The following is a 25,034-nucleotide window of genomic DNA, read 5'->3' on the forward strand; positions in this document are numbered from 1 at the left end:
CCCATCTTCTGCTTGCAGCCCGACGGACGAACCGGGAAGCTAGGCCGGTAATCACCCGATGGAGTACCGGCCTTGGATTGGCAAACCCTGCTCACCCGCGAGCGCCTTGGCAAAACCCTGCACAGCCCTGAAGAACTGGGGCGCAGCCCGTTCCACAAGGACCACGACCGGATCATTTTCTCCGGCGCCTTTCGCCGCCTCGGACGTAAGACCCAGGTTCACCCAGTCACCAGCAATGACCACATTCACACACGGTTGACCCACTCACTGGAAGTCAGCTGCGTGGGCCGTTCGCTGGGCATGCGTGTCGGCGAAACCCTGCGCAGCGCGCTGCCCGACTGGTGCGAGCCGAGCGATCTGGGCATGGTCGTGCAATCGGCGTGTCTGGCCCACGATATCGGCAATCCACCGTTCGGCCACTCCGGCGAAGACGCGATTCGCAACTGGTTCAAGCAAGCGGCCGGACGCGGTTGGCTGGATGGCATGAGCGAGGTTGAGCGCAACGACTTCCTTAATTTCGAAGGCAACGCCCAGGGTTTCCGGGTCCTGACCCAGCTCGAATATCACCAGTTCGAAGGTGGCACCCGGCTCACCTACGCGACACTGGGCACCTACCTGAAATATCCATGGACCGCCCGGCACGCCGACTCTCTTGGGTACAAGAAGCACAAGTTCGGCTGCTATCAGAGCGAGCTGCCGATCCTGGAGCAGATCGCTCACAAGCTCGGCCTTCCGCAGCTGGAAGAACAGCGCTGGGCACGCCACCCACTGGTCTATCTCATGGAGGCGGCTGACGACATCTGTTACGCCTTGATTGACCTTGAGGACGGGCTGGAGATGGAGTTGCTGACCTACCCGGAAGTGGAATCCCTGCTGCTGGGCCTGGTAGGCGACGACCTGCCCGAGACCTATCGTCAACTCGGCCCGGGTGATTCCCGTCGACGCAAGCTGGCGATCCTGCGCGGCAAAGCGATCGAACACCTGACCAATGCAGCCGCACGCGCCTTCGTCGAGCAACAGGATGCATTGCTTGCGGGCACGTTGCAGGGCGACCTGGTAGAGCACATGCACGGCCCGGCCAAGCGCTGCGTCCTGAATGCCAAGGACATGGCACGCAAGAAAATCTTCCAGGACAAACGCAAGACCCTGCACGAGATCGGCGCCTACACCACGCTGGAGATTCTGTTGAACGCGTTCTGTGGCGCCGCACTGGAGCAATTTGGCGGCCATACACCGTCGTTCAAAAGCCGACGCATTCTGGATCTCTTGGGCAACAGCGCGCCGGATCCGAAGGCGCCCCTGCACACGTCCTTCCTGCGGGTCATCGATTTCATCGCGGGAATGACTGACAGTTACGCCAGCGAAATGGCTCGCGAGATGACGGGCCGATCGAGCCCGATCTGAACCGCCAGGGCTGACGCGACCGAATCAGCCTGATCGTTCAGCAGCCCGAATTCCGTCAGGAGTTTGGGCTTTTCTTTTCATGACATCCGGAAAAGAAAACCGAATCTTCGGATGTTTCCCACGCACCAATCAGACTCGTCCTATCGCCGCCCTCACACCTCTACCGAATAATCCGCCAGCTCGTTAACGCCGGCAGACTCGAGTCATTACCTGCTCGCCGACCTCATTCGCAACCACTCCTGTCGAGCGCCCCGTCCCGTGGCTGCGCCCGATCAGGGTTTGTCGCTCAGCCTGGAAAGACCGATGTTCAAACGCAACCTGCGAATCCTGCTGGTAGAGGACCACCCGTTCCAGCTCATCGCCCTGCAGATTTTGCTCAACAACCATGGCCTTTACCTGCTGACACCGGCCTTGAATGCCCGTGAGGCGCTCGCCGCGCTGGAACGCAGCGACAAACCCTACGACCTGCTGCTGTGCGATCAGCGTCTGCCGGACATGTGCGGCATCGAACTGGTGGAGAAAGCCAGCCAGCATGGATGGGTCGATCACGCCGTGCTGCTCAGCGGTCTCGATGCCTCGCAACTGGCCGACATCGAACGCGAGGCCCGGGCGCGAGGCGTCCCATTATTGGGCTGCCTGAACAAGCCACTGAACACGCTGGAACTCTTACGACTCATTACGCCCACGGACAGTGACCCCTGACGCTTCTTGAACATCTCACGGACACTTAACTGCACCCGACTGCGAATAACGACTATGTTTGTACGCTAAGTTTTCGCAGACATACCGCACAGGCTTGCTGTCTGAAAACATCAATCGCTTAGAGGGAGCGCCGCCGATATACGCCCGTGCAGGATCATGACTGTTCGAAATAAACATATTTATTCTGATAACTTTTTCAACGTAGAAAACCTCGACTTTTTTAAACATTTATGGTCCCCATGGATATTGACGTACGTCAATGCGGTAATTTTTGTAGGATCTTTCCCATATACCGTTGCAGGCCTGTTCTCTTCATGTGCGCCTTCCAACATCTGGGATATGGTGCGTGCATTCTTCGCTGCTTGTTATGGATTGAATCATGAACTCAGTTTTTATCATTGACGATCACCCGGTCATTCGCATGGCCATCCGAATGCTGCTGGAAAACGAAAATTACGAGATTGTCGGCGAGACCGATAATGGCGTGGACGCCATGCAGATGGTGCGCGAATGCATGCCAGACCTCATCATTCTCGATATCAGCATCCCCAAACTCGATGGCCTGGAAGCGCTGTCGCGCTTCAATGCGATGAACCTTCCGGCAAAGATTCTTGTGCTGACGGCGCAAGCGCCCAGCCTGTTCGCAATACGCTGCATGCAATCGGGCGCGGCGGGATATGTCTGCAAGCAGGAAGACCTCACAGAACTTGTCAGTTCGGTGAAAGCCGTACTTTCCGGCTACAATTATTTCCCGAGCCAGGCGCTCGCCACTGCCACCACACAAATCGGTGACCCTAACGAACTCGAACGTTTCAAGCTGGTCAATGACCGCGAACTCATGGTCTTGCAGTTATTTGCCCAGGGCCGGACAAACAAGGAAATCGCCAAGGGCATGTTTCTCAGCAACAAGACCGTGAGTACATACAAAACCCGTCTGATGCAAAAACTCAAAGCCAAAACTCTGGTAGAACTTATCGAGATGGCAAAACGTAACGCGCTAGTGTGAGAAACAGGATGTCGAAGGGGATAAAGGACTATTGGATAGCGGCCGTACTTGTTTGCCTGAGCATCACGCCCCAGGCTCAATCCGTTGCTGCCGAACGCTATACCCTGCTGAGTCGCTCCAACCCCGCGCACATGGACGTGACGCTGGACCGAACCCAATGGCAGTGGGTACGTAACAAACGCGAATTGGTTCTAGGCACCTCGGCGCCTGACTACCCCCCTTTCGACATGACCCTCACCGGTCACGACTACGAAGGCTTCACGGCAGATTACGTCGGCATCCTCGGTCGCGCACTGGACCTGCCAGTCCGGGTGCTGCGCTATGGATCCCGCGACCTCGCGATCCAGGCGCTGTCGAACGGCGAGATCGATCTGCTCGGCAGCGCCAACGGCTACGAAGCGGCCGCGCAAAATATTACGTTGTCATTACCCTATGCGGTCGACCAACCGGTACTGGTGACGCGTGTCGGCGAAAGCCGCCCGTTGACCGAGGGCCTCAACGCCCTGCGCCTGAGCATGGCCTATCACTACCTGCCCCCCGAAGAGATTGCAGCGCTGTACCCCAAAGCGCGCCTGCAGACCTTTCCCTCGTTTCAGAGCGCGATCAATGCCGTGGCCTTCAATCAGGCAGATGTCTTCCTGGGCGACGCCATTTCCACGCATTACGTCATCAACAAGGGTTACCTCAACAACGTGCAGATGGCCAATTTCGGCAAGCACGAAGCCAATGGTTTCAGCTTCGCGGTGCGCACCGGTAACACCGCGTTGCTGGAGATCGTGAACCTGATCCTCAAGGGCATTCCCATTGAGGAGCGCATCGCGATTTCCAAGCGCTGGGGCGCTGGCAGCGACCTGATGCTGACCGATCAGAAGTTACAGCTGACCCAGCGTGAAGAGCGCTGGATCGCCCAGCACCCGACGATCCGGGTGGTGATCAACGATGCCTACGCCCCGCTCACGTTCTTTGACGCCAGCGGTAATTTTCGCGGCGTGACAGCCGACCTGCTCGACCTGATCAGACTCAGGACCGGATTGCGATTCGAAGTCACCCATGCGCCCAGCATGAACGACATGATGAACCGGCTCAGTCAGGGGCAGGCCGATCTGATCGGTGCGATGGTCCAGAGCGACGAACGTGAAAATCGCTTCAACTTCAGTCGCCCTTACATGGACAACCCGTTCGTGCTGGTGACCCGCAAGGAAACATCCAGCCCCGCCAACCTTGATCAACTGGACGGCAAACGCGTCGCCTTGACCCTGGGCAGCCCGATCCTGCCGTACCTGCAGCAGGCGTACCCCGGTATTTATCCCGTGGAGGTCGACAACCCCGCACAGGCCCTGGACATGCTCGCTCATGGCCGCGTGGAAGGCACCATCACCTCGCTGTTCAGCGCCAGTTATTTCCTGTCCTCGCGCGCCCTTCACGATGCCTTGCAGATGCGCGTCACCGTTGGCCAGGAGCCCGCCCGCATCGCCATGGCGACCTCCCGCAACGCCACGGAACTCAGCGCCATTATCGACAAGGCGCTATCAAGCATCGCACCCGAAGACCTTGCGGTGATCAACAACCGTTGGCGGACCTACATTCCACCTGGCCGCGGTGGGTGGCAGGACTACCAGCTACTGGTCTATCAGATCGTCGCCGGCGCCAGCCTGCTGCTGTTTGGGTCGCTTGCCTGGAATGCGTGGATGCGCCGCCAGATCAAACAACGCGAACGCGCCGAACGCGCCTTGAGCGACCAGTTCGAGTTCATGAGCGCATTGGTCAACGGCACGCCGCACCCGATCTACGTACGGGACCGCAACGGCCTGCTGCAGATGTGCAACGAAAGCTACCTGACGGCGTTCTCCGCCAAGCGCGAAGAGGTGATCGGCATGACCATCCTGGATGGCGTGCTGAGCGATGTCCAGGAAGCACAACAGTATGTGGCGGACTACCAGACCGTCATGGAGCAGGACACGCCATTGATCCTTGATCGATCACTGCACATCGGCGACCGGTCGTTGACCATCTATCACTGGATCCTGCCTTTTCGCGATTCGCTCGGTAAAGTCCAGGGCATCATCGGCGGCTGGATAGACATCAGTGAGCGACGTCAGTTGATCGAGGAATTGCAGACCGCCAAACAGCAAGCCGATGACGCCAACCGCGCCAAAAGCACCTTTCTCGCCACCATGAGCCATGAGATACGCACGCCGATGAACGCAGTCATCGGGATGCTGGAGCTCGCGCTCAAACGGGCGGATCAAGGTCAACTCGATCGCCCCGCCATCGAGGTCGCCTACAGTTCGGCCAAGGATCTGCTGGAACTGATCGGCGACATTCTCGACATCGCCCGTATCGAATCCGGGCGCCTGACCTTGAGCCCCGAGCGTGCCAACCTGCGCCAGCTCGTGGAGTCGGTGGTCAGGGTGTTCGATGGCCTCGCGCGTCAGAAGAGCCTGACGCTGCAACTGGATCTGGACAGCCGAATCAACGTCGACGTACTGATCGATCCCCTGCGGTTCAAACAGATTCTCTCCAACCTGATCAGCAACGCCATCAAGTTCACCCAGGAGGGCCAGGTCCGCATCAGCCTGCAGGTCGAAGACTCTTCCCACGAACAACAGATCCGTCTTGAAGTGATCATTCAGGACAGCGGTATCGGCATCACCGAAGACGACCAGTTGCGCCTCTTTGCCCCTTTTGCACAAGCCGACAACAGCGGTCACCTCGCCCGGACAGGCGCAGGGCTCGGGCTCGTCATTTGCCGCAGCCTGTGCGAAATGATGGGCGGCACACTGGCCCTCCACAGCCAGCCAGGCCAGGGCACACAGGTTCAAATGATGTTCGAACTGACCTCACTCGACCCGGTCGCAAATCTGGCGCCCGTGCGGGAGGACGACGAGCGCGCCTGCGCGACACTGGACATTTTGGTGGTCGACGATCATCCGGCCAATCGCCTGCTGCTGTGCCAGCAGCTGGGCTTTCTGGGCCATCGCTGCGACGTCGCCGAACAAGGCGCTCAAGGCCTGGAGCGGTGGCTGGCCCGCCCGTTCGATCTGGTGATCGTCGACTGCAACATGCCGGTGATGAATGGTTACGACCTGACCCGGGCCATACGCACCCATGAACGGGGGCATGCACAGGCGCCATGCACCGTGCTCGGTTTCACCGCCAACGCGCAGCCAGAGGAGAAACAGCGTTGCCGTGATGCGGGAATGGACGACTGCCTCTTCAAACCGATCAGTCTGACCGCGCTCAACGACCGACTGTCCCGAGTCGCCGCCAGGCCAGCCAACCAGAACCAGACGGCAGACGTTGCGGCGTTCGACATGGCAAGCATCGTGGCATTGACCGGTAATCGCCCCGAGATGATTCAGCACCTGATCAGCCAACTGATCACCAGCAGTCGGGACGATGTCGAAGAATTGTGCGAAGTGAGCGCGCGAGGCAGCACCGAAGCGATCAAGGACGTCGCGCACAAGATCAAAGGTGCGGCCCGGATCATCAGCGCCCGCACTGTCATCGATCTGTGCGAACGACTCGAGGAGGCGTGTGACGCCGCCGCTTCAGGGTCGACCCTTTCGGCCCATACCGAAGCGTTGGTGAAGGCAATGGCCGCGCTCGAACTCGGCCTGTTGAAGCACCGGCAGCCCGCACGCCAGGGTTTTACAGAAGGGTAAACATAAAAAAGGGAAGCAGGCTCGTCGCCTGCTTCCCTTTTTACCCACTCGACTGCGATCAGGCAGGCTTGTTGATTGGCTTTTCCGGGTACCAGGCGTCCAGCAGCGGGCTGACTTTAACCTCGGTCAGCTCTTCACGAGCCTTCAACCAGCTCTCAACGGTTGCGCGTTGCTCTTCGGTAACCGAACCACGGTTCGCGAGGCAGACCAGACCGTAGTCATCGCCACCGACGTAATCCAGACCGTTGGCATCCATCGCTTCTTCCAGGAAGGCGTCGAGGAACGCTTCGATCTCCTCGTCGCCCAGGTTTTCCTTGAAATCCAGGTTCAGTTCAAAACCCAGCTCCTGGAATTCATCCACGCAGAGTTTTTTGCGCAGACGGCGGGAACGGTTAGTCGCCATGGAAACATCCTCAAAAGTAAAATATCGGGCGGCACTCTACCAGCTTGGCCGCACAAAAGCCCGAAACCCGCGCCATCAGGCGACGACGCAGCACAGAAAATCGCGTTTTAACGTGACAATCCGGTGGCATTTGAAAAAATAGCCCGGTTTGACGGCCCTACCCCGGCGCAAGTCACGAAAGCTTGGGGCATAATGCCGCTTTATCAGGTCGCCATGTTTCAGCCGCTTAGGGGAGACACTATTTTTCGGCTACCTTTTTTACGTCACGAGGGAATCCATCCCCTCCTATGTTCCCCTCTTTACGCAGTAGGGTTTTATTGAATGATCAAGTCTTTGCGTCCGCTGTTTTTTGCCACCCTGCTTCTGCCGATTTCAATCTCCGTTTCTGCTGCCCCGATCAATACCGCCCTGCCTCCCAAGGTCCAGGAAGCCATCAAGGCAAGCAAACTCGATAACAACGCCCTTTCGCTGGTCATGCTGCCTGTCACAGGGCCTGGCACTCCGACCGTCTTCAACGCCGACGTTTCGGTCAACCCTGCTTCGACCATGAAGCTGGTGACCACGTACGCCGCGCTGGAAATGCTCGGCCCGACCCATCAATGGAAAACCGAGTTCTACACCGATGGCACCCTGAGCAACGGCGTGTTGCGCGGCAACCTCTACCTCAAGGGAGGTGGCGATCCGAAGCTGAACATGGAGAAGCTCTGGCTGTTGATGCGAGATCTGCGCGCCAACGGTGTGCAGCAGATCACGGGGGATCTGGTCCTGGACCGTAGCCACTTCATTCAGCCGCAATTGCCGGTGTTCGATGACGACGGCAATGACAAGAACAAGCCGTTTCTGGTTCGCCCGGACTCGTTGATGGTCAACCTCAAGGCCTTGCGCTTCGTGACTCGCAACGACGGCGGCAAGATTCTGGTGTCGGTGGAGCCGCCGATTGCCGCGATCCACATCAATAATCAGGTCAAGGCGCTGTCCTCGAACAAGTGCACGGGCGATGTGCTGTACAACCCGGTTCCGGAAGCCGATGGCGGTATCACGGTTACGGTTTCCGGCCAGCTGGGCGACGGTTGCAACTCGCAGACGTATCTGTCGCTGCTCGATCATCCGACCTACACCGCAGGTGCCGTTCGCGCCATCTGGCAAGAACTGGGCGGCACCATCCTCGGCAAGGACCGTCTGGACGTCGTGCCTGGCGGCGCAAAGTTGCTGGCAAAAGCCTACTCGCCAGACCTGGCCGAGATCATTCGCGACATCAACAAATTCAGTAACAACACCATGGCCCAGCAGTTGTTCCTGAGCCTGGGGTCGGAGTTCCGCAATGAAGCCGACGGCGATGACGCAAAGGCCGCACAGCGCGTGATTCGTCAGTGGCTGGCAAAGAAAGGCATTACTGCGCCGCATCTGGTCATGGAAAACGGATCGGGGCTTTCCCGCGCTGAACGCGTCAGCGCCCGTGAGATGGCACAGATGCTTCAGGCCGCGTGGAACAGCCCGTATCAGGCAGAGTTCATGAGTTCGCTGCCGCTGGCAGGCATGGACGGCACCATGCGCAAGCGCCTGAAACGGACCGCCTTGCGCGGCGAAGCGCACATCAAGACCGGCACCTTGAATACGGTCCGTGCGATCGCGGGCTTCAGCCGCGACAGCAACGGCAACACCTGGGTCGTCGTCGCCATCCTTAACGACCCACGTCCATGGGGCGCGTCGTCGGTGCTCGATGAAGTATTGGTGAGCATGTTCAATCAGCCAAAACTGGCCAATACCGCCATCTCGTTGCAGCAGTAACCTTTCAAACCTCGTGCGCGCTGCCGTTCTACACAGCGCGCGCGACGTCTCCTGCCAGCGGTCAGCGCCCGCCCACCCTCAGAGGACCGAGGACCTGCTTGCGCACGTCCTGCAGATACGATCATCCCAAGACCTGCCGCTCAGGCCATGTCATTCGGCACCGGGCAGACGCAATCCGACGTTTCTGACAAGGATGTCATCCACGCCTGTCGCGAGCAGCGCTAAGCTCGGCGCTCGTCAACCCACACAGGACTGTGACATTCATGAAAACATCCACTGGCAAACGACTGCGTGACACCTTGCTGGTTTCAAGCCTGCTGGTGTCGGCGCTGATGATCGCCACACCTTCCCAAGCCGAAGACGCCAAGCCGACCCGGGTACGCGGCGCGATTACCGCCGTCGAAGGTGACCTGCTGAAGGTGCATAGCAACCGGGGTGAGGACCTGCAGATCAACTTGACCAAGGAGACCCAGGTACGTGGCGTGACCCTCGCCCAAGTGTCCGAGATCAAACCCGGCAGCTACATTGGCTCAGCGGCAGTTCCACAGGCAGATGGCACGCTCAAGGCACTCGAGGTTCATGTGTTCCCGCCGGAAATGGCCGGTACTGGCGATGGCCACCGGGCATTCGATCTGGGCAAGGACAGCACCATGACCAACGGCTCGGTGGGGGATCTGGTGACGAGTAACGGTCGCACCATCACGGTGAATTACAAAGGCGGTCAAAAGAAGATCGTCATCCCCGATGACGTGCCCATCGTCAACTTGGTACCCGCCGACCGAAGCCTGCTCAAGCCTGGCGTGAAGGTGGTGTTGCAGGCACAGAAAACCGATGACGGTGCGTTGAACGCTGTGTCGATTTCTGCGGGAGAGAATGGCGTGACACCGCCGATGTGAGGAAGCCGACGTAAGCAATCAGCATAAGCAATCAGCAGAAGGAACGACGGCTTGCCAATGAGCTTGAGGGGGAAATCATTCGCGGCAAATACGGTGAGGCGATACGCAAGCATCCCCGCCCCCAACCCCGCGAATGAACGCCCTTCTGCTGCGTCCGGATGACCCGTTACAGGCAGGTCGCCAACACGGCACCGCGCTGGTCGACGGCCTTGGCGCCCGCCTTGCCATAGAAATTGATGGTGGTTGACGCCCCTTTGCCTATCACGTCAGCGAAGTACTCGCCTTCGGTGGTGTAGACGGTGAATTCGCCAGAATTGCCTTTATCCATGAACACGTCGGCGACATCACCGAACAGTTGCACGTTGGCCCAGGTCACTTTAATGCACTCAGCGACCGCCGCAGCCGGCTTCTGGCTGGTGTACACCTGTGCCGGACCCGCCGAGCGCGTGTGATTCAAGCTCATGCAACCCGCCAGCATTGCCAGCGCTACTGCTCCCGCCCAGTGTTTCATGACAGTCCTTTCGATAAAAAAGGAGCGATATTAGCAGCAAAGGCCAAGCGCCGCGCCGACGGGTGGGTTGATTACAGCCAATCAATCGTCAGGTTGCGCGGCTGGCGCAGCCGGAGCCGCCTTCCCTCCCTTACCGGGCTTGCCACCCTGCGCTGTCGATTTAGGTTCGGCAGCTGGCGCGACCGGCGCTGCCGCGGCGGCTTCCTTCTCGGCCATCGGCATCTGGTCAATGGTGCTGAAGATTTCCTTGGGATCGATGCTGCCTTTACGGTCGATCTTGATTTCTCCGTCCTTGCCGACCAGAAGCACCTGCGCTTGATCACCCGGCCGCGCGCCGAGTTTCAGATCACGTATCAACGCCATGGTCGACTGCGCATCCATGTCCTTGCCGTTACGCTGGCCGATCATGTTGACGATCGTGTAGAGCACCATGCTGCGCTTGGCAAAGGCCTCCTTGTTGGCCGGCTCATCAAGACTCTTCTTGAGACTCACCAACGTCGGATCCACCGAACTCGAGGCAATGATGATCAACGGACGGGACCTGCCCCGCTCTTGTCCCAGCGGGGTATCACTGTCTGCCGCCAGCAACGGGCTGGACACGGCAAACAGAATGGCGAGGGTCAGTGACCGACTTAACATACGCACCTCCTTTCGATATCCATGCACTGATGATCGCGCATCGTGGCAAAAGGTCCAGGCGATTGGTTGAAAAATCAGGATTTTTTTCTGAAGCGCTGGCGGTAAAAAACCGCAGGAAAGCCGTGAGAGGACCAGCACGGTTGAAGGTGAGCGATTGCCATGGGGAGAAAATCGTGAACAAAAAAAAGGGCGAATCTTTCGATTCGCCCTTTTTCGGACCGCCCAGCAGAGCGGATTTTGTTTGGTAGGCGCGATTGGACTCGAACCAACGACCCCCACCATGTCAAGGTGGTGCTCTAACCAACTGAGCTACGTGCCTGCTGTGGGTCGGCATTCTACGGATATTCAGATAGCTGTCAACGTCTTTTTTTCACACTAACCCTATGAATATGCGAATTTTTTGCAGCTACCGACGCCCGCAATGGCAGACAACGTCAACGGTGCGTCCGGCGCCCCGCACTTTTCGCCTCCTATACTGAAAAAACCGCAGGGCGACGCGCTGATCGACGTCGAAGGATCCATCGCCCTCGCCACATTCAAGGGATTGCCATCGTGAACGTGCGCACCCTGATCGTTACGCTGCTGGTGATCCTGACGGGCTGCACGTCCGCCCAGAAAACCGCGCCCGCAGTCGTGCAGATTTCGCCCCAAACGTGGCATCAGGTCGACCAGGAAATACTGGCCGCATCGAAGACTGCCACCGCGCCGGCCCGCCGCTACGCCACGCAAACCATGGACAGCTGGATGGACAGCGTCTATCAGCGTACCGAGTCCGACTTCATCCCCTGGTTCACCGGTTACTGGACCCAGCAGTGGCTGACCGTCAAAGTCAGCTGGTACAAAGTCAGCAGCCAGAAAGGTGAACAGACACCCGCGCAACGTCTGGACGGCTACTTACAGGAGCAATACCACGAGCGCGTGCTGGACCCGGTGTCCGAGCAGATCGATCCCGATGCGGTCACCGCTCAGGCAACGGCCTACTACATCCAGCTGCTGGGTCAGCAACTGCCTTCCATTGCCCAGCGCTACAACATTCCGAACGAGCAGTTCGACGCCCATTTGAACGGAATTCCCGCCATCACACTGGCGCCACCTGCGACCAGCAACGCAACACTGTATCAACTGACCCATGCCGAGCCGCTGGCGAAGATGCCCGCCTACGTCGCGCTCATCGACCAGGTTCATAAAGCAGCCACCGGACCCGATGCGGGGCGGCCTGATGCCGGCATTTCTTCGGTAGCGATCCACTCCAGCGAGAAGCTTGAAGCCAGCCTCGCCCCGCGCGGAGCGGCCAGTGCCATTGCTGCCGCAGTGGGTCGGGTTGCTGGCCTGATGATCTCAGTCGGCATGGCGGGTTTCGGCGCTATTACCCATCAGAATGAGCGGGCCGAAATGGAAGAGCAGCTGCGCAACAGCCTTTATGCGGCGCTCAACGAGAAGAAACGCAGCCTGATCGACAATCCGGAGTTTGGCGTGCTGGCCGGTGTTTATTACGTAGCAGGTCAGATTGAAGGCAGTCTGGGCGACGCGCCCTTGTTGCCGTCACCGCTGGACAGCCTGAACACCCCGTAAAACCACTGAGCGCGACTGCCGCTGGTCGCCGTGATGGCACTATGTTTGAAGTCCGACGGCCCAATGTGCAGTTAGGACCGAAGACATGGAGATCACCTGATGAACAAATCATTTGCGGCATTCGCGCTGGGTTGCACCCTCACTCTCACTTCGCTGGCGGCCATGGCTGGCTCCACGTCACCCGACATGGGGCCTCCGCCCTCGCAAACCGGCGTCGACCCAAGGACCCAGGGCAACGATATTCAAAGGCAAGGAACCGACATGGACAAAGGCGACCCGGCTACCGGCATTCGTCGCGGCATGAACACCGGCGCAATGAGCAACGGTACCGGCGGCAGCAATGATGCCGACTTGCCCGGTGGTGACACCACGGGAGGCGGCGCCGCAGGCAGCGGATCGAAAGGCTCAGCAGGTGGCGCCTCCAGCGCCGGCGGTGCAGGAGGCTAGACCGAAAGGCTTAGGCGCATATGGCCAGACGCTGACCTTGCCTGGATGTGAACCTCAAAACCGTCGACAGGTCGCGTATCATCACGGGCCTGTTACAAAGCGCTGTTAATAAAAGGAGCAAGGCGGATACGGTGTTCGCTCTGCCCTTTCGGTTTTGAGGAAGATGACCGTGGGAATAAAGAAATCCGCGCTGGAACTCAAGCGTGACCTGAACGCAATTGCCGCGAATCTGGAAAGCACGGCGGGCGAGATCAGTCGTTTGGCTGAACGTGTTAAAGACGTTGACGTCGTGGCCGTGCTCCACCTCATGAATCAACAATACAAGGATGCCGACCGACTGCGCGCGTACGTCGACGAGATCAAAGCCGGGCGAATCACGCGCAGCAAGGCAGACTGATTTCGCATCGCTCAATGTGAGTCGAAATGCAAAAAGGGCGGCCCTTTCGGGTCGCCCTTTTTATTACCGCCCAGCAGAGCGGATTTTGTCTGGTAGGCGCGATTGGACTCGAACCAACGACCCCCACCATGTCAAGGTGGTGCTCTAACCAACTGAGCTACGTGCCTGCTGTGGGGCGGCATTCTACGGATATTCAACAGACTGTCAACAGTGCCGTTTTAGTAAACCCATGAAATTTTTGATTTTTTAATCTGACTCCCGATCAAGTGGCACATATTTAGGACACTTTATCCTCCCGCCCGCTGGTGGCGGCTTTTTATCTCAGGTAGGATCGGCGCATTCGTAAAATATATTAGACAGGGGCCTTCAGGATGACCAACACCGCATACCCGCAGTCGTACTACGCTGCCTCCGCCAACCCCGCCCCTGCCCGACCGGTATTGCAAGGTGAAGTGGATACGGATGTGTGCGTCATCGGTGCCGGTTACACCGGTCTGTCGAGCGCGCTCTTTCTGCTGGAGAACGGCTTCAAGGTCACGGTGCTTGAGGCAGCAAAAGTTGGCTTCGGGGCGTCCGGCCGAAACGGTGGCCAGATCGTCAACAGTTACAGCCGCGATATCGATGTGATCGAGCGCACCGTCGGACCCAGGCAAGCGCAGCTGATGGGCATGATGGCTTTCGAAGGCGGTCGCATTATCCGCGAGCGCGTCGCCCAGTATCGAATTCAATGCGACTTGAAGGACGGCGGCGTATTTGCGGCGATCACTGACAAGCAGATGGGCCATCTGGAGTCACAGAAAAAGCTCTGGGAGCGCTATGGCCATACCCAGCTGGAATTGATGGACCAGCGTCGCATTCGTGAAGTGGTGGCCTGCGACCAATACATTGGCGGCATGCTCGACATGAGCGGCGGCCATATCCACCCGCTGAACCTGGCGCTGGGCGAAGCCGCCGCTGTGGAATCTCTGGGCGGTACGATTTACGAGCAGTCGGCGGCGATTCGCATCGAGCGCGGCGCCAATCCGGTGGTCTACACGGAGCAAGGCAAGGTTCGCGCGAAGTTCATCATCGTTGCCGGCAACGCCTATCTGGGCAACCTGGTGCCGGAACTGGCCGCGAAATCGATGCCATGCGGCACGCAGGTCATCACTACCGAGCCACTGAGCGAAGAACTGGCGAGCACACTCCTGCCGCAGGACTACTGCGTGGAAGACTGCAATTACCTGCTCGACTACTACCGACTCTCAGGCGACAAGCGCCTGATCTTCGGCGGCGGTGTGGTCTACGGGGCACGGGACCCGGCGAACATCGAAGCGATCATTCGACCGAAGATGCTCAAGGCGTTTCCGCAATTGAAGGATGTGAAGATCGATTACGCCTGGACAGGCAATTTCCTTTTGACCTTGTCCCGCCTGCCGCAGGTCGGTCGCCTGGGCGACAACATCTATTATTCACAAGGGTGCAGCGGCCACGGCGTGACGTACACGCACCTGGCAGGCAAGGTGCTGGCCGAGGCATTGCGCGGACAGGCCGAGCGTTTCGATGCGTTCGCCGGCCTGCCTCACTACCCGTTCCCGGGCGGACAGATGTTGCGTACTCCGCTGACCGCCTTGGGTGCGTGGTATTACAGCCTGCGCGATAAGCTTGGGTTCTGATTCAAGAAGCAGAAACGATAACGCGCAGCATCAATGCGCGTTATTAAGCGTCTTGACCGCTTCGCCCGCGGCCTGCTCTTGCCCGGCCTGAGCCAGATCATTGGCAGCCTTGAGCCAGCGCTCGCGGTCGACCGGGACCGGAAGCTGACGAGGGCTCTGCACCAGCACGGCCCAATTGCCCGCGTTGTCCCAGTCCGAGGTGAACGCTTCGAAACTCACGGTCAGGCGACCGAGCCCGGTATAGATCAACACGGTGCGCTTGTTCTGATTGAAGCCCACCAACACACCGTAACGTTGGTCTTTCCACCACATCGAGCCTTCGGAGAATCGAAGCAGCACCGGGTAACCCGCAGAGACTTGAGCCAAGAGATCGGGGAACTGATGATCGACGGGGTAGACGACGAAACCGTATTCACGCGCCAGGTTCGCCATGTTCTGATCAAGCTTTTCTTCAGCGCCTGGCAGCTTCAGCGGCTTCTCAAGCAAACCCGGCGTGGTCTGCACACCCTGCACGCTCAACATGCTGGCCAGTGCGAAGGGCCCGCTTTGATAAGCCTTCCCCCGAAAGAACGGCACCGAGTTGAGCTCGACGCGGTCTGGCAGGCGCTTGTATTGCGCCGGAACGCCCGGTTCATAGGCATGGGGATCCGCGCAACCGGCCAAGGCCAATACCATGCCCAGCGCCATCCACTTCCGTTTGGTTCCAGGGACATCCGATCGAAACATGCTTCACCCACTTGTCAGGTGCCGGGCAACCCACGACCCGGCCTGGACGCCGATCATAGAGCCGCCGACGCCCCGGGTATAGCCTCAATACGCAGTCAGCACGCGCCGATAGAACAAATCAGTCATGCAATTCATACCATCGGTCAATTTTCAGCAACAACCAGCGTACTAGACTGTCGGTTACTAAGAGACGAAAAGCGAAGACGCCGGAGGAACCTATGAGCCTCGGAATGACCCTTGTGATGTTGATCGTTGGCTGGCTGGCGGTTGCCGCGGCCATGCTATGGGGTGTGCTGCGGATTTCCCGCCGCCACCATCCGCACTACCGGAGTGCCGATGCAGCAAAGATGGCACAGGTTGTAGAGCGCAAACACCGTCATGCCGCCGCGCATTGACGCGAGTGCTTAACCTTTCAAGATTAACCCTGCAAAACGCAGTCAAAAAAAAACGGTCGGTGATGAACTTCATCCCCGACCGTTTTTCGTTTCAGCCTGCCGTCAGGCTTTCTCTGCCTGAGCCTCGGCTTCGAGGCGCCTCTGTCTGGCGCGTCGAACCAACATGTTCAGGCCCTCGATCAAGGCCGAGAACGCCATGGCGGTGTACACGTAGCCTTTGGGTACGTGGGCGCCAAAACCTTCGGCGATCAGCGTCATGCCGATCATGATCAGGAAGCCCAGCGCCAGCATGACCACGGTCGGGTTGTCGTTGATGAACTTCGCCAATGGCTCCGAGGCCACCAGCATCACGATCACGGCGGAAATCACGGCGATGATCATGATGGGCAGGTGTTCGGTCATGCCCACCGCGGTGACGATACTGTCGATGGAGAACACCAGGTCCAGCATCAGGATCTGACCGATCGCAGCGGCCATGCCCATAACGACGGTCTTGGACACCGCCTTCTCTTCTTCGCTCTTGATGTCGACGCTGTGGTGAATCTCGGTGGTCGCTTTCCACACCAGGAACAGACCACCGGCGATCAGGATCATGTCTTTCCAGGAGAACATCTGACCGAACACTTCAACCACCGGCTCGGTCAACTGCACGATCCACGCCACGGTGGTCAGCAAACCCAGACGCAGGATCAGCGCCATGCTGATACCGATACGACGCGCCTTGGTGCGCTGATGGACCGGCAGCTTGTTGGTCAGGATCGAGATAAAGATCAGGTTATCGATACCCAGCACGATTTCCATGACCACCAGGGTCGCCAATGCTACCCAGGCCGTGGGGCTGGCGGCCAATTGCAGAAGATATTCCATATACCGGTTGTCCAGGTTCTGTTGGAGGAGATAAGCCGGCAGTTTAGACGGACAAACACTTCAGAAAAATTCGTATTTTTTAGGCGTATACTTCGGCTTTTACGAAGTATTCAACGTTCCGAGACCACACATGCTCAATTACCGACAACTGCATTACTTCTGGGTGGTCGCCAAAACCGGCAGCATCGTGCGGGCCTGCGAGCAGTTGAACCTGACGCCCCAGACCGTGAGCGGACAAATCAGTCTGCTGGAGCAGACCTACGGTGTGGAGTTGTTCAAGCGGGTCGGGCGTCAGTTGGAGCTGACTGAAACCGGTCGTACCGCCCTGCCCTATGCCGAGCAAATGTTTCAACTGGGCGGCGACCTCGAAGCCTTGCTGCGCGCGCAACCGCAAGAGCAGCAGATCCTGTTTCGCGTGGGCGTCGCTGATGTCGTGCCCAAGTCAATCGTCTATCGACTGATCGCGCCTACAATGGCGCTGAGCGAGCCGATACGCATTACCTGCCGCGAGGATCAGCTGGAGCGGTTGTTGGCGGACCTGGCGATTCAGCGCCTGGACCTGGTGATATCCGACAGCCCCATGCCGTCGCACCTGGACATCAAAGGCTATAGCCAGAAGCTGGGGGAATGCGGCGTCAGCTTCTTCGCGACCCGAGCGCTGGCCGCGACGTATGGCCAGGATTTCCCCCATGGGATGCAGGGCGCGCCCCTCCTGATTCCCGGTCAGCAGACGGTGGTACGCAGCCGTTTGATGCGCTGGTTCGCCGAGCAGAATGTGCAGCCGAAGATCGTCGGCGAGTTCGATGACAGCGCCTTGATGAAGGCATTCGGTAAGTCCGGCAGCGGAATTTTCATTGCGCCGAGCGTGATTGCCGATGAGGTGATGGAGCAGTATGACGTCGTGCTGATTGGTCAGACCGACGCCGTGACCGAGTCGTTTTACGCGATCTCGGTCGAGCGCAAGGTCAAGCACCCCGGCATCGTGGCCATCACCGAGGGCGCCCGAAGCCAGCTGTTCACCGACTGAATCAGGCGCTGCAGGCCGCAGCGCCTGGCTTGGCGACCATCAACAACAGCGCCAGAAGGATCGACAACAGAATGATCCCGGCAGCTGCGAAGCCCAGACTGGCCAGGCCAAGGTGGTCGATGACCCGACCGCCGATGATCGCGCCAATGCCGATGCCCAGGTTGGCCCCGGCAATGTTCAGCGACGCGGCAAAGGCCGGAGCCTGTGGCGCCGCCTTCATCAAACGCACATGGCTGACGAGGAACAAGGCGGCCTGCGTCACGCCCCATACCGCGAGGGCCAGGGCCAGCGCAGGCAGAGAATGCATGCTTGGCACCACCATGACCATCCCGCCAATCATGAACGTGCAAAACGTCAGGCTGGCAATCAGCGGGTGGCGATCCACCAGACGTCCGCCCAGCGAGTTGCCCAACAAGCCGACGGCACCGAAGCCCATCAAGCACCAGCCCACGACGGTGCCGTTGAAACCGGCCAGACGCTCAAGCATGTCCGCCAGATAGGTGTACGCCGTAAACATGCCGCTGAACACTAACACCGACAGCAGGACATGGCCCTGCATGACCGGGCTGCGCAGGATCCGGAACTGACTGCGAAAGGATGCCTGATCCTTGTGCACGCTTTTCGGCAGGTAGATGAACAGCAGCAACGCCTTGGCGAAGGCAACGACCGACAGGATCGCAAATGCACTGCGCCAGCCGAACGCGTCGGAAATCAGCGTACCGACCGGAATGCCGAACACCGTGGCGCAGACGATGCCGAAGCCGATCTTGGCAATCGCGCGTCCAGCGTGGTCCGGCCCGACAATGTCAACCGCCGTCTCGCTGGCGAGCGCCCAGAACACAGGCAGACCGAGCGCCGGTATCAAACGGGCAATCGCCATCACCCCGATGTTCGGCGCCATCGCCGCCACGGCATTGGCGAAACCGAACATGATCAGCACCGAAATAAACAGGCGCTTGCGCTCGAAGCGCGAAAAGTACGCCGTCAGGAAAGGACCGAAACAGGCCACGGTGAAGGCGAACAAGGTGACCAGCAGGCCGGCTTGAGGGATTGTCACGGCCAGATCGCGAGCGATGGCCGGCAACAGACCGACAATGACGAACTCCGTGGTCAGCACCGTGAAACCGGCTGCCGACAACAGATAGATGGGGAAAAACATTAAAACTCCAGAACGACAAAACGACCCGTCAGTGAAGAGAGGTCGGTCAGGGTGCCATTAAGCGGAACGCGGATGGTATCAGAGACCGGCGCGCAGGGGGCCGGCGAATCCAGAGCAATGAGCGTAACCGCCGCCTGAGCAGATTCAGACGGCGGCGCAGTTCAGACGTTCAGTCCGCGCTGCCGGGAGAGCAGGTCAGAACGTGCCCATGTAATCACGTTTTCCGACTTCAACGCCGTTGTGACGCAGCAGGTCGTAGGTGGTGGTGACGTGGAAGAAGAACTGCGGCAGCGAGTAATGCAGCAGGTAGCTCTGGGTGCTCAGACGCTTTTCCTTGTCGGTGCCCGGACGCAGAACGATTTCGCGCTCTTCGTTGCCGTTGACCTGGTCAGGCGTGATGGTATCCAGAAACGCCAGGACTTTGGACAGCAGTGCTTGCAGGTCGGCAAAGGTGGTTTCGGTGTCGTCATACTTCGGCATTTCAACGCCGGCCAGACGTGCGCCTGCACCTTTGGCGAAATCGACAGCGATCTGCACCTGGCGAACCAGCGGGAACATGTCCGGGAACAGGCGTGCTTGCAACAGCGCGTCTGGCTGGATGTTTTTGGCGGTGGCGTGGGCTTCACCTTTGGCCAGGACAGCGCCCAGCGCGGTCAGCATTTGCTTGAAGACAGGAATCGAAGCGGCGTACAGGGAAATAGTCATGGGCAGTTCCTGATAAGAAGAATCGCATTGAGGGGCATGCCGAGCATGCGAACGCGGCTTGTCTTTTACCTCATCCAGCCCCTACCCTCATAGCCTTTTTAACGCTTAGGGAAAGGGCCATGTCGACCGAGCCGGATTTTGAGAACAACGCCGAGAACACCGCCGAAGGTTCAGACGCGCTGCAACTGAACAGCACCGAAGTACGCATCCTGGGTTGCCTTATCGAGAAGCAGGCGACCAATCCCGAAACCTACCCGCTGACGCTCAACGCCCTGGTGCTGGCCTGCAATCAGAAAACCAGCCGCGAGCCGGTGATGAACCTCACGCCCGGTCAGGTCGGCCAGAGCCTGCGCGCGCTGGAAAGCCTGCAGTTGACTCGCCTGGTCATGGGCAGCCGCGCCGATCGTTGGGAGCACCGGGTCGACAAAACGCTGGAGCTGGTGCCCGCGCAGGTGATCCTGACCGGGTTGCTGCTGTTACGAGGCCCGCAGACGGTCAACGAGCTGCTGACCCGCAGCAACCGCATGCATGATTTCGAGGACACCGACGCGGTCATTCATCAACTGGAACGCCTGATTGGGCGCGGCCTGGCGGTCCTGATTCCGAAACAGGCCGGGCAGCGCGAAGACCGTTACATGCACGCGATCGGGGATCCGGCCGACATGGAGGTCATCCTGGCCGCTCGCCAGAACCCGTCCGAGCGCTCAAGCGTTGGTGGCTCGGCGCTGGCGGAGAGGGTGGAAGAACTGGAAGCCAGAATTGCGGCGCTGGAAGAACGATTGGCCAAACTCGAAGGTTGATCGCGCAACCCCAGCTCAGGCAGCGCGGGTCAGACGCCCCGCGCAAACGCCGCAGCCGCCTGATACTGCTCCTGTGTCGGGGTCACGCCGGTATACAGGATGAATTGTTCCAGCGCCTGAATGGCCGCCACCTGATCGCCCGTGATCAAGCGCTTGCCGTACTGTTCGGCGTGGCAAATGAAAGGCGTGCGTGCAGGGGTCGCCACGACGTCGAAAGCCGTGTCGGCCGCCTCAATGGCCGCCGTCTCGAACGCCAGCGTGTCGGATTGATCCCCTGCCATCCCCAGCGGGGTGACATTGACCAGCAGCGGCGGCCGTTCACTGCCCAGATCGGCTTGCCATTCAAACCCGCAGGTTTGCGCCAACGCCCTGCCCGCCTGTTCATTACGGGCCACGATCAGCCCGTCGCTGAACCCGGCATTGCGCATGGCGCATGCCACCGCCTTGGCCATCCCGCCGCTACCGCGCAATGCAAAGCGCGTGCGGGGCACGTTATGGGTCTCGAGAAGTTGCGCGACGGCAAGGTAGTCCGTGTTGTAGGCCTTTAAATGACCATCGGTATTAACGATCGTGTTGATCGAGTCGATGGCGGCGGCCGACGCGTCCAGTTCGTCGACCAAGGCAATGCTCGCTTCCTTGAAGGGCATGGAAACCCCGCACCCACGGATTCCCAACGAACGCATGCCGGCAATGGCGGCGGGCAGGTCGCTGGGTGCAAAGGCCTTGTAATAGAAATTCAGTCCCAACTGTTGATACAGATGGTTATGAAAGCGCACGCCGAAGTTGCCCGGTCGGCCGGCGAGCGACATACACAACAGCGTTTCCTTGCTTGCAGTAACGGACATGAAATCTCCTGAACGGTATTAGGTAACGCCTTGAGAAAGGCGTAGAATTCAGTTGCTTGCGCCTGTCAACGCAGCATTTGTCATTAAAGTTATCAAACACCTTACACAAAATTTACGCAACGGCTTCGCAGATATCCCGGAATTCGTTGTCTGAGTAGTTATCCCGTGGCAGTGCCTGAGCGTAACGCAGGCTCGCGACAACGGGACTGATCGAGGATTAGTCATGATTCGTCACATCCCCAAGGTTGCCTTGTTGTTAGGTGCCCTCGCCCTCGCAGGTCAGGCTGAAGCCCATGGCGGCGGCCCAGGCTGGGGTGGGGCTGCAGTCATTGGCGCAGTCGTCGGCGGCGTGGTTGGCGCAGCGGTGGCTTCCGGTCCTGTTTATGCGACCCCTGCCCCTGTTTATGCGGCGCCCCCACCTGTATATGCAGCGCCCGCACCTGTTTATTACGCGCCGCCGCCACCGCCGGTTTATTACCAGCCAGCCTACGTAGTTGAGCGCCCGGTTGTGTACGGCCCTCGTTACTATGGCCCACCCCGCTACTACGGCCCGCCGCACGGTTACTACCATGGCGGCGGTCGCTGGTAACAGCGTCCGCGCGATAACGACTGCCGGTCTCGGATTGTCAGTAGCTGAATACACGACCCCGCTCAACAGGCGGGGTTATCGTTTTCAGGGCGTGATGGTTTGAAGCGGGCTCGAATCTCGAGTATTGAAACCCCGACGATTGAACATGATCGAAATGAAGGTTTTTTCATTTGGCGGACAGCTGACGACGTGCTCACTGCGATAAAACAGGTCGCGAACAGAACAGTGATGATCGATCGGCATGTTCATACTCCGGCAAGTTGTGCTTAAAGCTGCCGTTGGGTCAGCCATCAATAAGAAGGGATGTCCATGCCGACACAAAACCCGCATCGCGCCACAGGACTCTGCACTTCGAGCAAGGTCTACAACGCCCTCACCGAACTCAAGAGTCTGGAAGGCCACCGCACCGCAAAATTTGTGTCTTTGTTGACGCAAAATCTGGTCGAGAAAGGCCTGCTGTCCGAGTCCGAAGTGATCGCCATGCTGGATCAAGTCGTTGACTGACCGGGTGAAGCGCCCCCGCTGCGCTAATCGGCAGTCCAGGCTTTTCTGAAGTCAGCGCCACGCAACCGTGTGACGCGTCTCACGCCTTTACGCATCTTCCTGCCGAAGAACTGACCTCTGGCTCATCAATGACGACTATCGAGAGCAGTGATTTCTGCTCGTTGTCACCGCGCCGTAAAGTAGCCCCATAGATTGATGGAGGCACTTATGACCAAGGTTCAAATCATGTCGGTAGTTGGTAGCGCAGTCCCCGCACAGCTTCGTGAGCGCGGTCTGCTGGCCTGCTGGTACCTGATGCAGAACGGCGAGCCCGTCAGTGGTCCACTCCTGTCCTTGCCAGCCGCCCAGGCGCTGTCGCAGCAGATGGCAACCCGAACGCTCAACAGCTGAAACCGAATTCGCTCTTCCCTGAAATCGTGCGTTGCTCCGCACTTCCCTTTAGCCCGCATCCCCTGACGCGGGCTTTTTTTTGCCCTGAATTTGACGCGCTTATCAGATTCGCTCGGCCTGAGTGGCATTGACCTGGCATCGGTGGGCCAACTTCTGCAGGCGTTTTTCCAGGGCACCCAGCACTATGCGGTCGGAACGGCCGCTTTCCAGCTCTTCGATCATCTCGTTGGCCACCAGCCTCAGCTCGTGGGCAATGACCACGCGGTCGTCGTTCTGGTCCAGCTTGTGCGATTCAAACAGACGGTGCAGGTAATCCTCCAGCGTACGCTGCAGGCGATGCCGGTCTGTTGCGCGCAGGTGAACGAGATTGACCGTGATTTTCGCCAGCAGCTCATTGAGTTCGCCGCACAGGTACTGCATGCGCCGCGCGTACCCGGTTTCCCGGTCCCGTACCTGTTTTTGCCGAGCCGCCAGCTCCTGACGACGTTGAATTGCCGGCACGGCCACCGCCATCATCAGCCCGACGATCAAACCGATCGCCTGAATCCAGCCTGCCCAATCGGAAGGTCTTACAAACAGGCCTGTGACAAGCAAGAGCACCGCAACGATCGCCGCGATGAACACCAACGCGGCGTAATCCTTGCTGATAAACCCTTTGGGCATTGCGCAACTCCTAGGTCAGATTGAGTGATGAGCATCGATGGCGTGGAATGCTAATCGGTGACCGGCTGCAGTGCCATGAATATCGAAGCAACCCGTTTAAATACAGGCTTTTTGGATCCTTAACCTGAACGAATGCCATACAACCTGCTTTTATTACTTAAACGTCCAGCGCACCCCATCGACATATTTAGAAACTTGCTCCTAAAATGCGCCGATCTTGTTGTCGCGCTTGATTAAAGTGCGGCCGTCCACGTCGTTACCCTAATAAGTGAGCTTTGCTCTTGAAAATTCGCGCATCCCTTATCAGCCTATTATTTGCACTTACAGGCTCCGCACTTTCCACCGGTGCCCTTGCGAACGAACCCGCTGCTTTCAACCGTGATCCTGCCAATCTTCATCTGGCGTCCGGCAGCGCGATGATCACCGACCTGAAAACCGGTCAGGTGCTGTATTCGAGCAATCCGGACGTGATCGTGCCGATTGCCTCGGTGACCAAGCTGATGACCGCCATGGTCACCCTGGACGCCAAGCTGCCAATGGACGAGATGATCAAGGTCGACATCTCGCAGACCGCTGAAATGAAAGGCGTGTTTTCCCGGGTCAAACTGGGCAGCGAACTCAACCGCCACGACATGCTGCTGATCACCCTGATGTCTTCGGAGAACCGTGCCGCGGCGAGCCTCGCCCACAGTTATCCGGGCGGCTATCCGGCGTTCATCAAGGCGATGAACGCCAAGGCCAAGGCGCTGGGCATGACCCACACCGTTTATATGGAGCCAACCGGCCTGTCGGTGTTCAACGTGTCGACCGCGCGTGATCTGACCAAGCTGGCGCTGGCGGCACGCAGCTACCCGATGCTGAGCGAGCTGAGCACGACCCCGGAAAAAACCGTGACCTTCCGCAAGCCGACCTACAGCCTGGGCTTCAGCAACACCGACCATCTGGTCCGCAAATCCAACTGGGACATCAAGCTGACCAAAACCGGCTTCACCAATCAGGCGGGGCATTGCCTGGTGTTGCTGACCAGCATGGCGAACCGTCAGGTGTCGGTGGTGATTCTCGATGCCTTCGGCAAGTTCACCCACTTCGCCGACGCCAGCCGCATGCGTTTGTGGATGGAAACCGGCAAGAGCGGCCCTGCGCCAGAAGTCGCGCTGCAGTACAAGAAGGAAAAGAACCTGATGATGAAGCAGAAAGGGCTTCAGGCATCCGAGTGATCGGCTGACCCGTGACCCTCAGGGTTCAAACCCTGAGGGTGGGGCGTGCACACACTCCCACG

Annotated in this window: 27 protein-coding genes and 2 tRNA genes; 18 read left to right on the forward strand and 11 right to left on the reverse strand. The window is 58.8% G+C overall.

Features of this window, described 5'->3' with window-relative positions; genetic code table 11:
* Positions 1 to 72: 72 nt before the first annotated feature.
* The 4 genes from AB4N84_RS28335 to AB4N84_RS28350 all read left to right on the forward strand — a co-directional run bounded on the left by AB4N84_RS28335 (position 73) and on the right by AB4N84_RS28350 (position 6,777).
* Positions 73 to 1,404, forward strand: coding sequence for a deoxyguanosinetriphosphate triphosphohydrolase (locus tag AB4N84_RS28335; RefSeq protein WP_074753290.1), 1,332 nt, complete (start codon positions 73 to 75; stop codon positions 1,402 to 1,404).
* Positions 1,405 to 1,707: 303 nt separating this feature from the next.
* On the forward strand, positions 1,708 to 2,106 hold the full coding sequence (locus AB4N84_RS28340; RefSeq protein WP_074753291.1) for a response regulator: 399 nt from the start codon (positions 1,708 to 1,710) through the stop codon (positions 2,104 to 2,106).
* Positions 2,107 to 2,485: 379 nt separating this feature from the next.
* Positions 2,486 to 3,112: a response regulator gene (locus tag AB4N84_RS28345; protein WP_460044303.1), complete on the forward strand. Its 627-nt coding sequence runs from the start codon at positions 2,486 to 2,488 to the stop codon at positions 3,110 to 3,112.
* Between the two features lie 8 nt (positions 3,113 to 3,120).
* Complete coding sequence (locus tag AB4N84_RS28350) at positions 3,121 to 6,777, forward strand: transporter substrate-binding domain-containing protein (protein WP_460044304.1); 3,657 nt, start codon at positions 3,121 to 3,123, stop codon at positions 6,775 to 6,777.
* Between the two features lie 58 nt (positions 6,778 to 6,835).
* On the opposite strand, the gene AB4N84_RS28355 is transcribed toward AB4N84_RS28350, so the two are convergent.
* Complete coding sequence (locus AB4N84_RS28355) at positions 6,836 to 7,180, reverse strand: YggL family protein (RefSeq protein ID WP_460044305.1); 345 nt, start codon at positions 7,178 to 7,180, stop codon at positions 6,836 to 6,838.
* 321 nt (positions 7,181 to 7,501) lie between these two features.
* Between AB4N84_RS28355 and dacB the strand changes: the two genes are divergently transcribed.
* Both dacB and AB4N84_RS28365 read left to right on the forward strand, forming a co-directional pair.
* Positions 7,502 to 8,968 carry a D-alanyl-D-alanine carboxypeptidase/D-alanyl-D-alanine endopeptidase gene (dacB, locus tag AB4N84_RS28360; protein WP_074753295.1) on the forward strand — a complete coding sequence of 489 codons (1,467 nt, stop codon included), beginning with the start codon at positions 7,502 to 7,504 and terminating at the stop codon, positions 8,966 to 8,968.
* A 263-nt stretch (positions 8,969 to 9,231) separates the two neighbouring features.
* The gene (locus AB4N84_RS28365; RefSeq protein ID WP_074753296.1) at positions 9,232 to 9,864 is read left to right on the forward strand and encodes a DUF5666 domain-containing protein; all 633 of its coding nucleotides are present in this window, start codon (positions 9,232 to 9,234) and stop codon (positions 9,862 to 9,864) included.
* A 166-nt stretch (positions 9,865 to 10,030) separates the two neighbouring features.
* Here the strand turns inward: AB4N84_RS28365 and AB4N84_RS28370 are convergent, their stop codons facing one another.
* The 3 genes from AB4N84_RS28370 to AB4N84_RS28380 form a co-directional block, all read right to left on the reverse strand.
* Complete coding sequence (locus AB4N84_RS28370; protein WP_074753297.1) at positions 10,031 to 10,375, reverse strand: hypothetical protein; 345 nt, start codon at positions 10,373 to 10,375, stop codon at positions 10,031 to 10,033.
* An 81-nt stretch (positions 10,376 to 10,456) separates the two neighbouring features.
* On the reverse strand, positions 10,457 to 11,014 hold the full coding sequence (locus AB4N84_RS28375) for a DUF4174 domain-containing protein (RefSeq protein WP_074753298.1): 558 nt from the start codon (positions 11,012 to 11,014) through the stop codon (positions 10,457 to 10,459).
* A gap of 242 nt (positions 11,015 to 11,256) precedes the next feature.
* Positions 11,257 to 11,333: transfer RNA gene (locus AB4N84_RS28380), tRNA-Val, on the reverse strand.
* A 102-nt stretch (positions 11,334 to 11,435) separates the two neighbouring features.
* Here AB4N84_RS28380 and AB4N84_RS28385 point away from each other — a divergent pair.
* From AB4N84_RS28385 to AB4N84_RS28400, 4 genes are all read left to right on the forward strand, one after another.
* Positions 11,436 to 11,570, forward strand: coding sequence for a hypothetical protein (locus tag AB4N84_RS28385; protein WP_279616215.1), 135 nt, complete (start codon positions 11,436 to 11,438; stop codon positions 11,568 to 11,570).
* Positions 11,567 to 12,586 (forward strand): hypothetical protein, encoded by a 1,020-nt coding sequence (locus AB4N84_RS28390; RefSeq protein WP_460044306.1) that lies wholly within the window; start codon positions 11,567 to 11,569, stop codon positions 12,584 to 12,586. Before AB4N84_RS28385 ends, AB4N84_RS28390 begins: the two co-directional genes overlap by 4 nt.
* Before the next feature lie 99 nt (positions 12,587 to 12,685).
* Positions 12,686 to 13,033, forward strand: coding sequence for a hypothetical protein (locus AB4N84_RS28395; RefSeq protein WP_074753299.1), 348 nt, complete (start codon positions 12,686 to 12,688; stop codon positions 13,031 to 13,033).
* A 163-nt stretch (positions 13,034 to 13,196) separates the two neighbouring features.
* Positions 13,197 to 13,430: a hypothetical protein gene (locus AB4N84_RS28400; protein WP_244165842.1), complete on the forward strand. Its 234-nt coding sequence runs from the start codon at positions 13,197 to 13,199 to the stop codon at positions 13,428 to 13,430.
* 90 nt (positions 13,431 to 13,520) lie between these two features.
* Here AB4N84_RS28400 and AB4N84_RS28405 read toward each other — a convergent pair.
* Positions 13,521 to 13,597 (reverse strand) — tRNA-Val (locus AB4N84_RS28405).
* A gap of 204 nt (positions 13,598 to 13,801) precedes the next feature.
* Here AB4N84_RS28405 and AB4N84_RS28410 point away from each other — a divergent pair.
* The gene (locus AB4N84_RS28410; protein WP_460044307.1) at positions 13,802 to 15,085 is read left to right on the forward strand and encodes an NAD(P)/FAD-dependent oxidoreductase; all 1,284 of its coding nucleotides are present in this window, start codon (positions 13,802 to 13,804) and stop codon (positions 15,083 to 15,085) included.
* 30 nt (positions 15,086 to 15,115) lie between these two features.
* Here AB4N84_RS28410 and AB4N84_RS28415 read toward each other — a convergent pair whose 3' ends face one another.
* Entirely contained in the window at positions 15,116 to 15,811 is a 696-nt protein-coding gene (locus tag AB4N84_RS28415; protein WP_460044308.1) for a peptidase C39 family protein, read from the reverse strand.
* A 218-nt stretch (positions 15,812 to 16,029) separates the two neighbouring features.
* Here AB4N84_RS28415 and AB4N84_RS28420 point away from each other — a divergent pair, with 218 nt between their 5' ends.
* Positions 16,030 to 16,206: a hypothetical protein gene (locus tag AB4N84_RS28420; RefSeq protein WP_460044310.1), complete on the forward strand. Its 177-nt coding sequence runs from the start codon at positions 16,030 to 16,032 to the stop codon at positions 16,204 to 16,206.
* Between the two features lie 102 nt (positions 16,207 to 16,308).
* On the opposite strand, the gene AB4N84_RS28425 is transcribed toward AB4N84_RS28420, so the two are convergent.
* Complete coding sequence (locus AB4N84_RS28425; protein WP_460044312.1) at positions 16,309 to 17,073, reverse strand: TerC family protein; 765 nt, start codon at positions 17,071 to 17,073, stop codon at positions 16,309 to 16,311.
* A gap of 130 nt (positions 17,074 to 17,203) precedes the next feature.
* Between AB4N84_RS28425 and nhaR the strand changes: the two genes are divergently transcribed.
* Positions 17,204 to 18,100: a transcriptional activator NhaR gene (nhaR, locus tag AB4N84_RS28430; protein WP_460044313.1), complete on the forward strand. Its 897-nt coding sequence runs from the start codon at positions 17,204 to 17,206 to the stop codon at positions 18,098 to 18,100.
* Between the two features lies 1 nt (position 18,101).
* Here nhaR and AB4N84_RS28435 read toward each other — a convergent pair whose 3' ends face one another.
* Together AB4N84_RS28435 and AB4N84_RS28440 are read right to left on the reverse strand one after the other, a co-directional pair.
* The gene (locus AB4N84_RS28435) at positions 18,102 to 19,259 is read right to left on the reverse strand and encodes an MFS transporter (protein WP_074753304.1); all 1,158 of its coding nucleotides are present in this window, start codon (positions 19,257 to 19,259) and stop codon (positions 18,102 to 18,104) included.
* A 195-nt stretch (positions 19,260 to 19,454) separates the two neighbouring features.
* Positions 19,455 to 19,964, reverse strand: a complete 510-nt coding sequence (locus AB4N84_RS28440) for a DUF1993 domain-containing protein (RefSeq protein ID WP_460044314.1) — start codon at positions 19,962 to 19,964, stop codon at positions 19,455 to 19,457.
* A gap of 119 nt (positions 19,965 to 20,083) precedes the next feature.
* Between AB4N84_RS28440 and AB4N84_RS28445 the strand changes: the two genes are divergently transcribed.
* The gene (locus AB4N84_RS28445) at positions 20,084 to 20,764 is read left to right on the forward strand and encodes a YceH family protein (protein WP_460044316.1); all 681 of its coding nucleotides are present in this window, start codon (positions 20,084 to 20,086) and stop codon (positions 20,762 to 20,764) included.
* Positions 20,765 to 20,793: 29 nt separating this feature from the next.
* Here the strand turns inward: AB4N84_RS28445 and AB4N84_RS28450 are convergent, their stop codons facing one another.
* A complete protein-coding gene (locus AB4N84_RS28450) occupies positions 20,794 to 21,609 on the reverse strand; it encodes a shikimate 5-dehydrogenase (protein ID WP_460044317.1) in 816 nt (271 codons plus the stop codon).
* Between the two features lie 223 nt (positions 21,610 to 21,832).
* On the opposite strand from AB4N84_RS28450, the gene AB4N84_RS28455 reads away from it, so the two are divergent.
* The 3 genes from AB4N84_RS28455 to AB4N84_RS28465 all read left to right on the forward strand — a co-directional run bounded on the left by AB4N84_RS28455 (position 21,833) and on the right by AB4N84_RS28465 (position 23,092).
* Entirely contained in the window at positions 21,833 to 22,198 is a 366-nt protein-coding gene (locus tag AB4N84_RS28455; protein WP_074753308.1) for a hypothetical protein, read from the forward strand.
* 309 nt (positions 22,199 to 22,507) lie between these two features.
* Positions 22,508 to 22,702 (forward strand): hypothetical protein, encoded by a 195-nt coding sequence (locus AB4N84_RS28460; RefSeq protein ID WP_074753309.1) that lies wholly within the window; start codon positions 22,508 to 22,510, stop codon positions 22,700 to 22,702.
* Between the two features lie 207 nt (positions 22,703 to 22,909).
* On the forward strand, positions 22,910 to 23,092 hold the full coding sequence (locus AB4N84_RS28465; protein ID WP_460044318.1) for a hypothetical protein: 183 nt from the start codon (positions 22,910 to 22,912) through the stop codon (positions 23,090 to 23,092).
* Between the two features lie 102 nt (positions 23,093 to 23,194).
* Here the strand turns inward: AB4N84_RS28465 and AB4N84_RS28470 are convergent, their stop codons facing one another.
* Positions 23,195 to 23,755, reverse strand: a complete 561-nt coding sequence (locus tag AB4N84_RS28470; protein ID WP_074753311.1) for a DUF5336 domain-containing protein — start codon at positions 23,753 to 23,755, stop codon at positions 23,195 to 23,197.
* 281 nt (positions 23,756 to 24,036) lie between these two features.
* Here AB4N84_RS28470 and pbpG point away from each other — a divergent pair, with 281 nt between their 5' ends.
* Positions 24,037 to 24,972, forward strand: a complete 936-nt coding sequence (gene pbpG / locus AB4N84_RS28475) for a D-alanyl-D-alanine endopeptidase (protein ID WP_460044319.1) — start codon at positions 24,037 to 24,039, stop codon at positions 24,970 to 24,972.
* Positions 24,973 to 25,034 lie beyond the last annotated feature (62 nt).

The organism is Pseudomonas sp. S2_H01, from assembly GCF_054668305.1.

Bases quoted from the DNA above. Each gene is read 5' to 3' on its own strand.
- AB4N84_RS28340 (WP_074753291.1), top strand. From the start codon at position 1,708: ATGTTCAAACGCAACCTGCGAATCCTGCTGGTAGAGGACCACCCGTTC.
- AB4N84_RS28345 (WP_460044303.1), top strand. From the start codon at position 2,486: ATGAACTCAGTTTTTATCATTGACGATCACCCGGTCATTCGCATGGCC.
- AB4N84_RS28350 (WP_460044304.1), top strand. From the start codon at position 3,121: ATGTCGAAGGGGATAAAGGACTATTGGATAGCGGCCGTACTTGTTTGC.
- AB4N84_RS28355 (WP_460044305.1), bottom strand. From the start codon at position 7,180: ATGGCGACTAACCGTTCCCGCCGTCTGCGCAAAAAACTCTGCGTGGAT.
- dacB (WP_074753295.1), top strand. From the start codon at position 7,502: ATGATCAAGTCTTTGCGTCCGCTGTTTTTTGCCACCCTGCTTCTGCCG.
- AB4N84_RS28365 (WP_074753296.1), top strand. From the start codon at position 9,232: ATGAAAACATCCACTGGCAAACGACTGCGTGACACCTTGCTGGTTTCA.
- AB4N84_RS28370 (WP_074753297.1), bottom strand. From the start codon at position 10,375: ATGAAACACTGGGCGGGAGCAGTAGCGCTGGCAATGCTGGCGGGTTGC.
- AB4N84_RS28375 (WP_074753298.1), bottom strand. From the start codon at position 11,014: ATGTTAAGTCGGTCACTGACCCTCGCCATTCTGTTTGCCGTGTCCAGC.
- AB4N84_RS28385 (WP_279616215.1), top strand. From the start codon at position 11,436: ATGGCAGACAACGTCAACGGTGCGTCCGGCGCCCCGCACTTTTCGCCT.
- AB4N84_RS28395 (WP_074753299.1), top strand. From the start codon at position 12,686: ATGAACAAATCATTTGCGGCATTCGCGCTGGGTTGCACCCTCACTCTC.
- AB4N84_RS28400 (WP_244165842.1), top strand. From the start codon at position 13,197: ATGACCGTGGGAATAAAGAAATCCGCGCTGGAACTCAAGCGTGACCTG.
- AB4N84_RS28410 (WP_460044307.1), top strand. From the start codon at position 13,802: ATGACCAACACCGCATACCCGCAGTCGTACTACGCTGCCTCCGCCAAC.
- AB4N84_RS28415 (WP_460044308.1), bottom strand. From the start codon at position 15,811: ATGTTTCGATCGGATGTCCCTGGAACCAAACGGAAGTGGATGGCGCTG.
- AB4N84_RS28420 (WP_460044310.1), top strand. From the start codon at position 16,030: ATGAGCCTCGGAATGACCCTTGTGATGTTGATCGTTGGCTGGCTGGCG.
- AB4N84_RS28425 (WP_460044312.1), bottom strand. From the start codon at position 17,073: ATGGAATATCTTCTGCAATTGGCCGCCAGCCCCACGGCCTGGGTAGCA.
- nhaR (WP_460044313.1), top strand. From the start codon at position 17,204: ATGCTCAATTACCGACAACTGCATTACTTCTGGGTGGTCGCCAAAACC.
- AB4N84_RS28435 (WP_074753304.1), bottom strand. From the start codon at position 19,259: ATGTTTTTCCCCATCTATCTGTTGTCGGCAGCCGGTTTCACGGTGCTG.
- AB4N84_RS28440 (WP_460044314.1), bottom strand. From the start codon at position 19,964: ATGACTATTTCCCTGTACGCCGCTTCGATTCCTGTCTTCAAGCAAATG.
- AB4N84_RS28445 (WP_460044316.1), top strand. From the start codon at position 20,084: ATGTCGACCGAGCCGGATTTTGAGAACAACGCCGAGAACACCGCCGAA.
- AB4N84_RS28450 (WP_460044317.1), bottom strand. From the start codon at position 21,609: ATGTCCGTTACTGCAAGCAAGGAAACGCTGTTGTGTATGTCGCTCGCC.
- AB4N84_RS28455 (WP_074753308.1), top strand. From the start codon at position 21,833: ATGATTCGTCACATCCCCAAGGTTGCCTTGTTGTTAGGTGCCCTCGCC.
- AB4N84_RS28460 (WP_074753309.1), top strand. From the start codon at position 22,508: ATGCCGACACAAAACCCGCATCGCGCCACAGGACTCTGCACTTCGAGC.
- AB4N84_RS28465 (WP_460044318.1), top strand. From the start codon at position 22,910: ATGACCAAGGTTCAAATCATGTCGGTAGTTGGTAGCGCAGTCCCCGCA.
- AB4N84_RS28470 (WP_074753311.1), bottom strand. From the start codon at position 23,755: ATGCCCAAAGGGTTTATCAGCAAGGATTACGCCGCGTTGGTGTTCATC.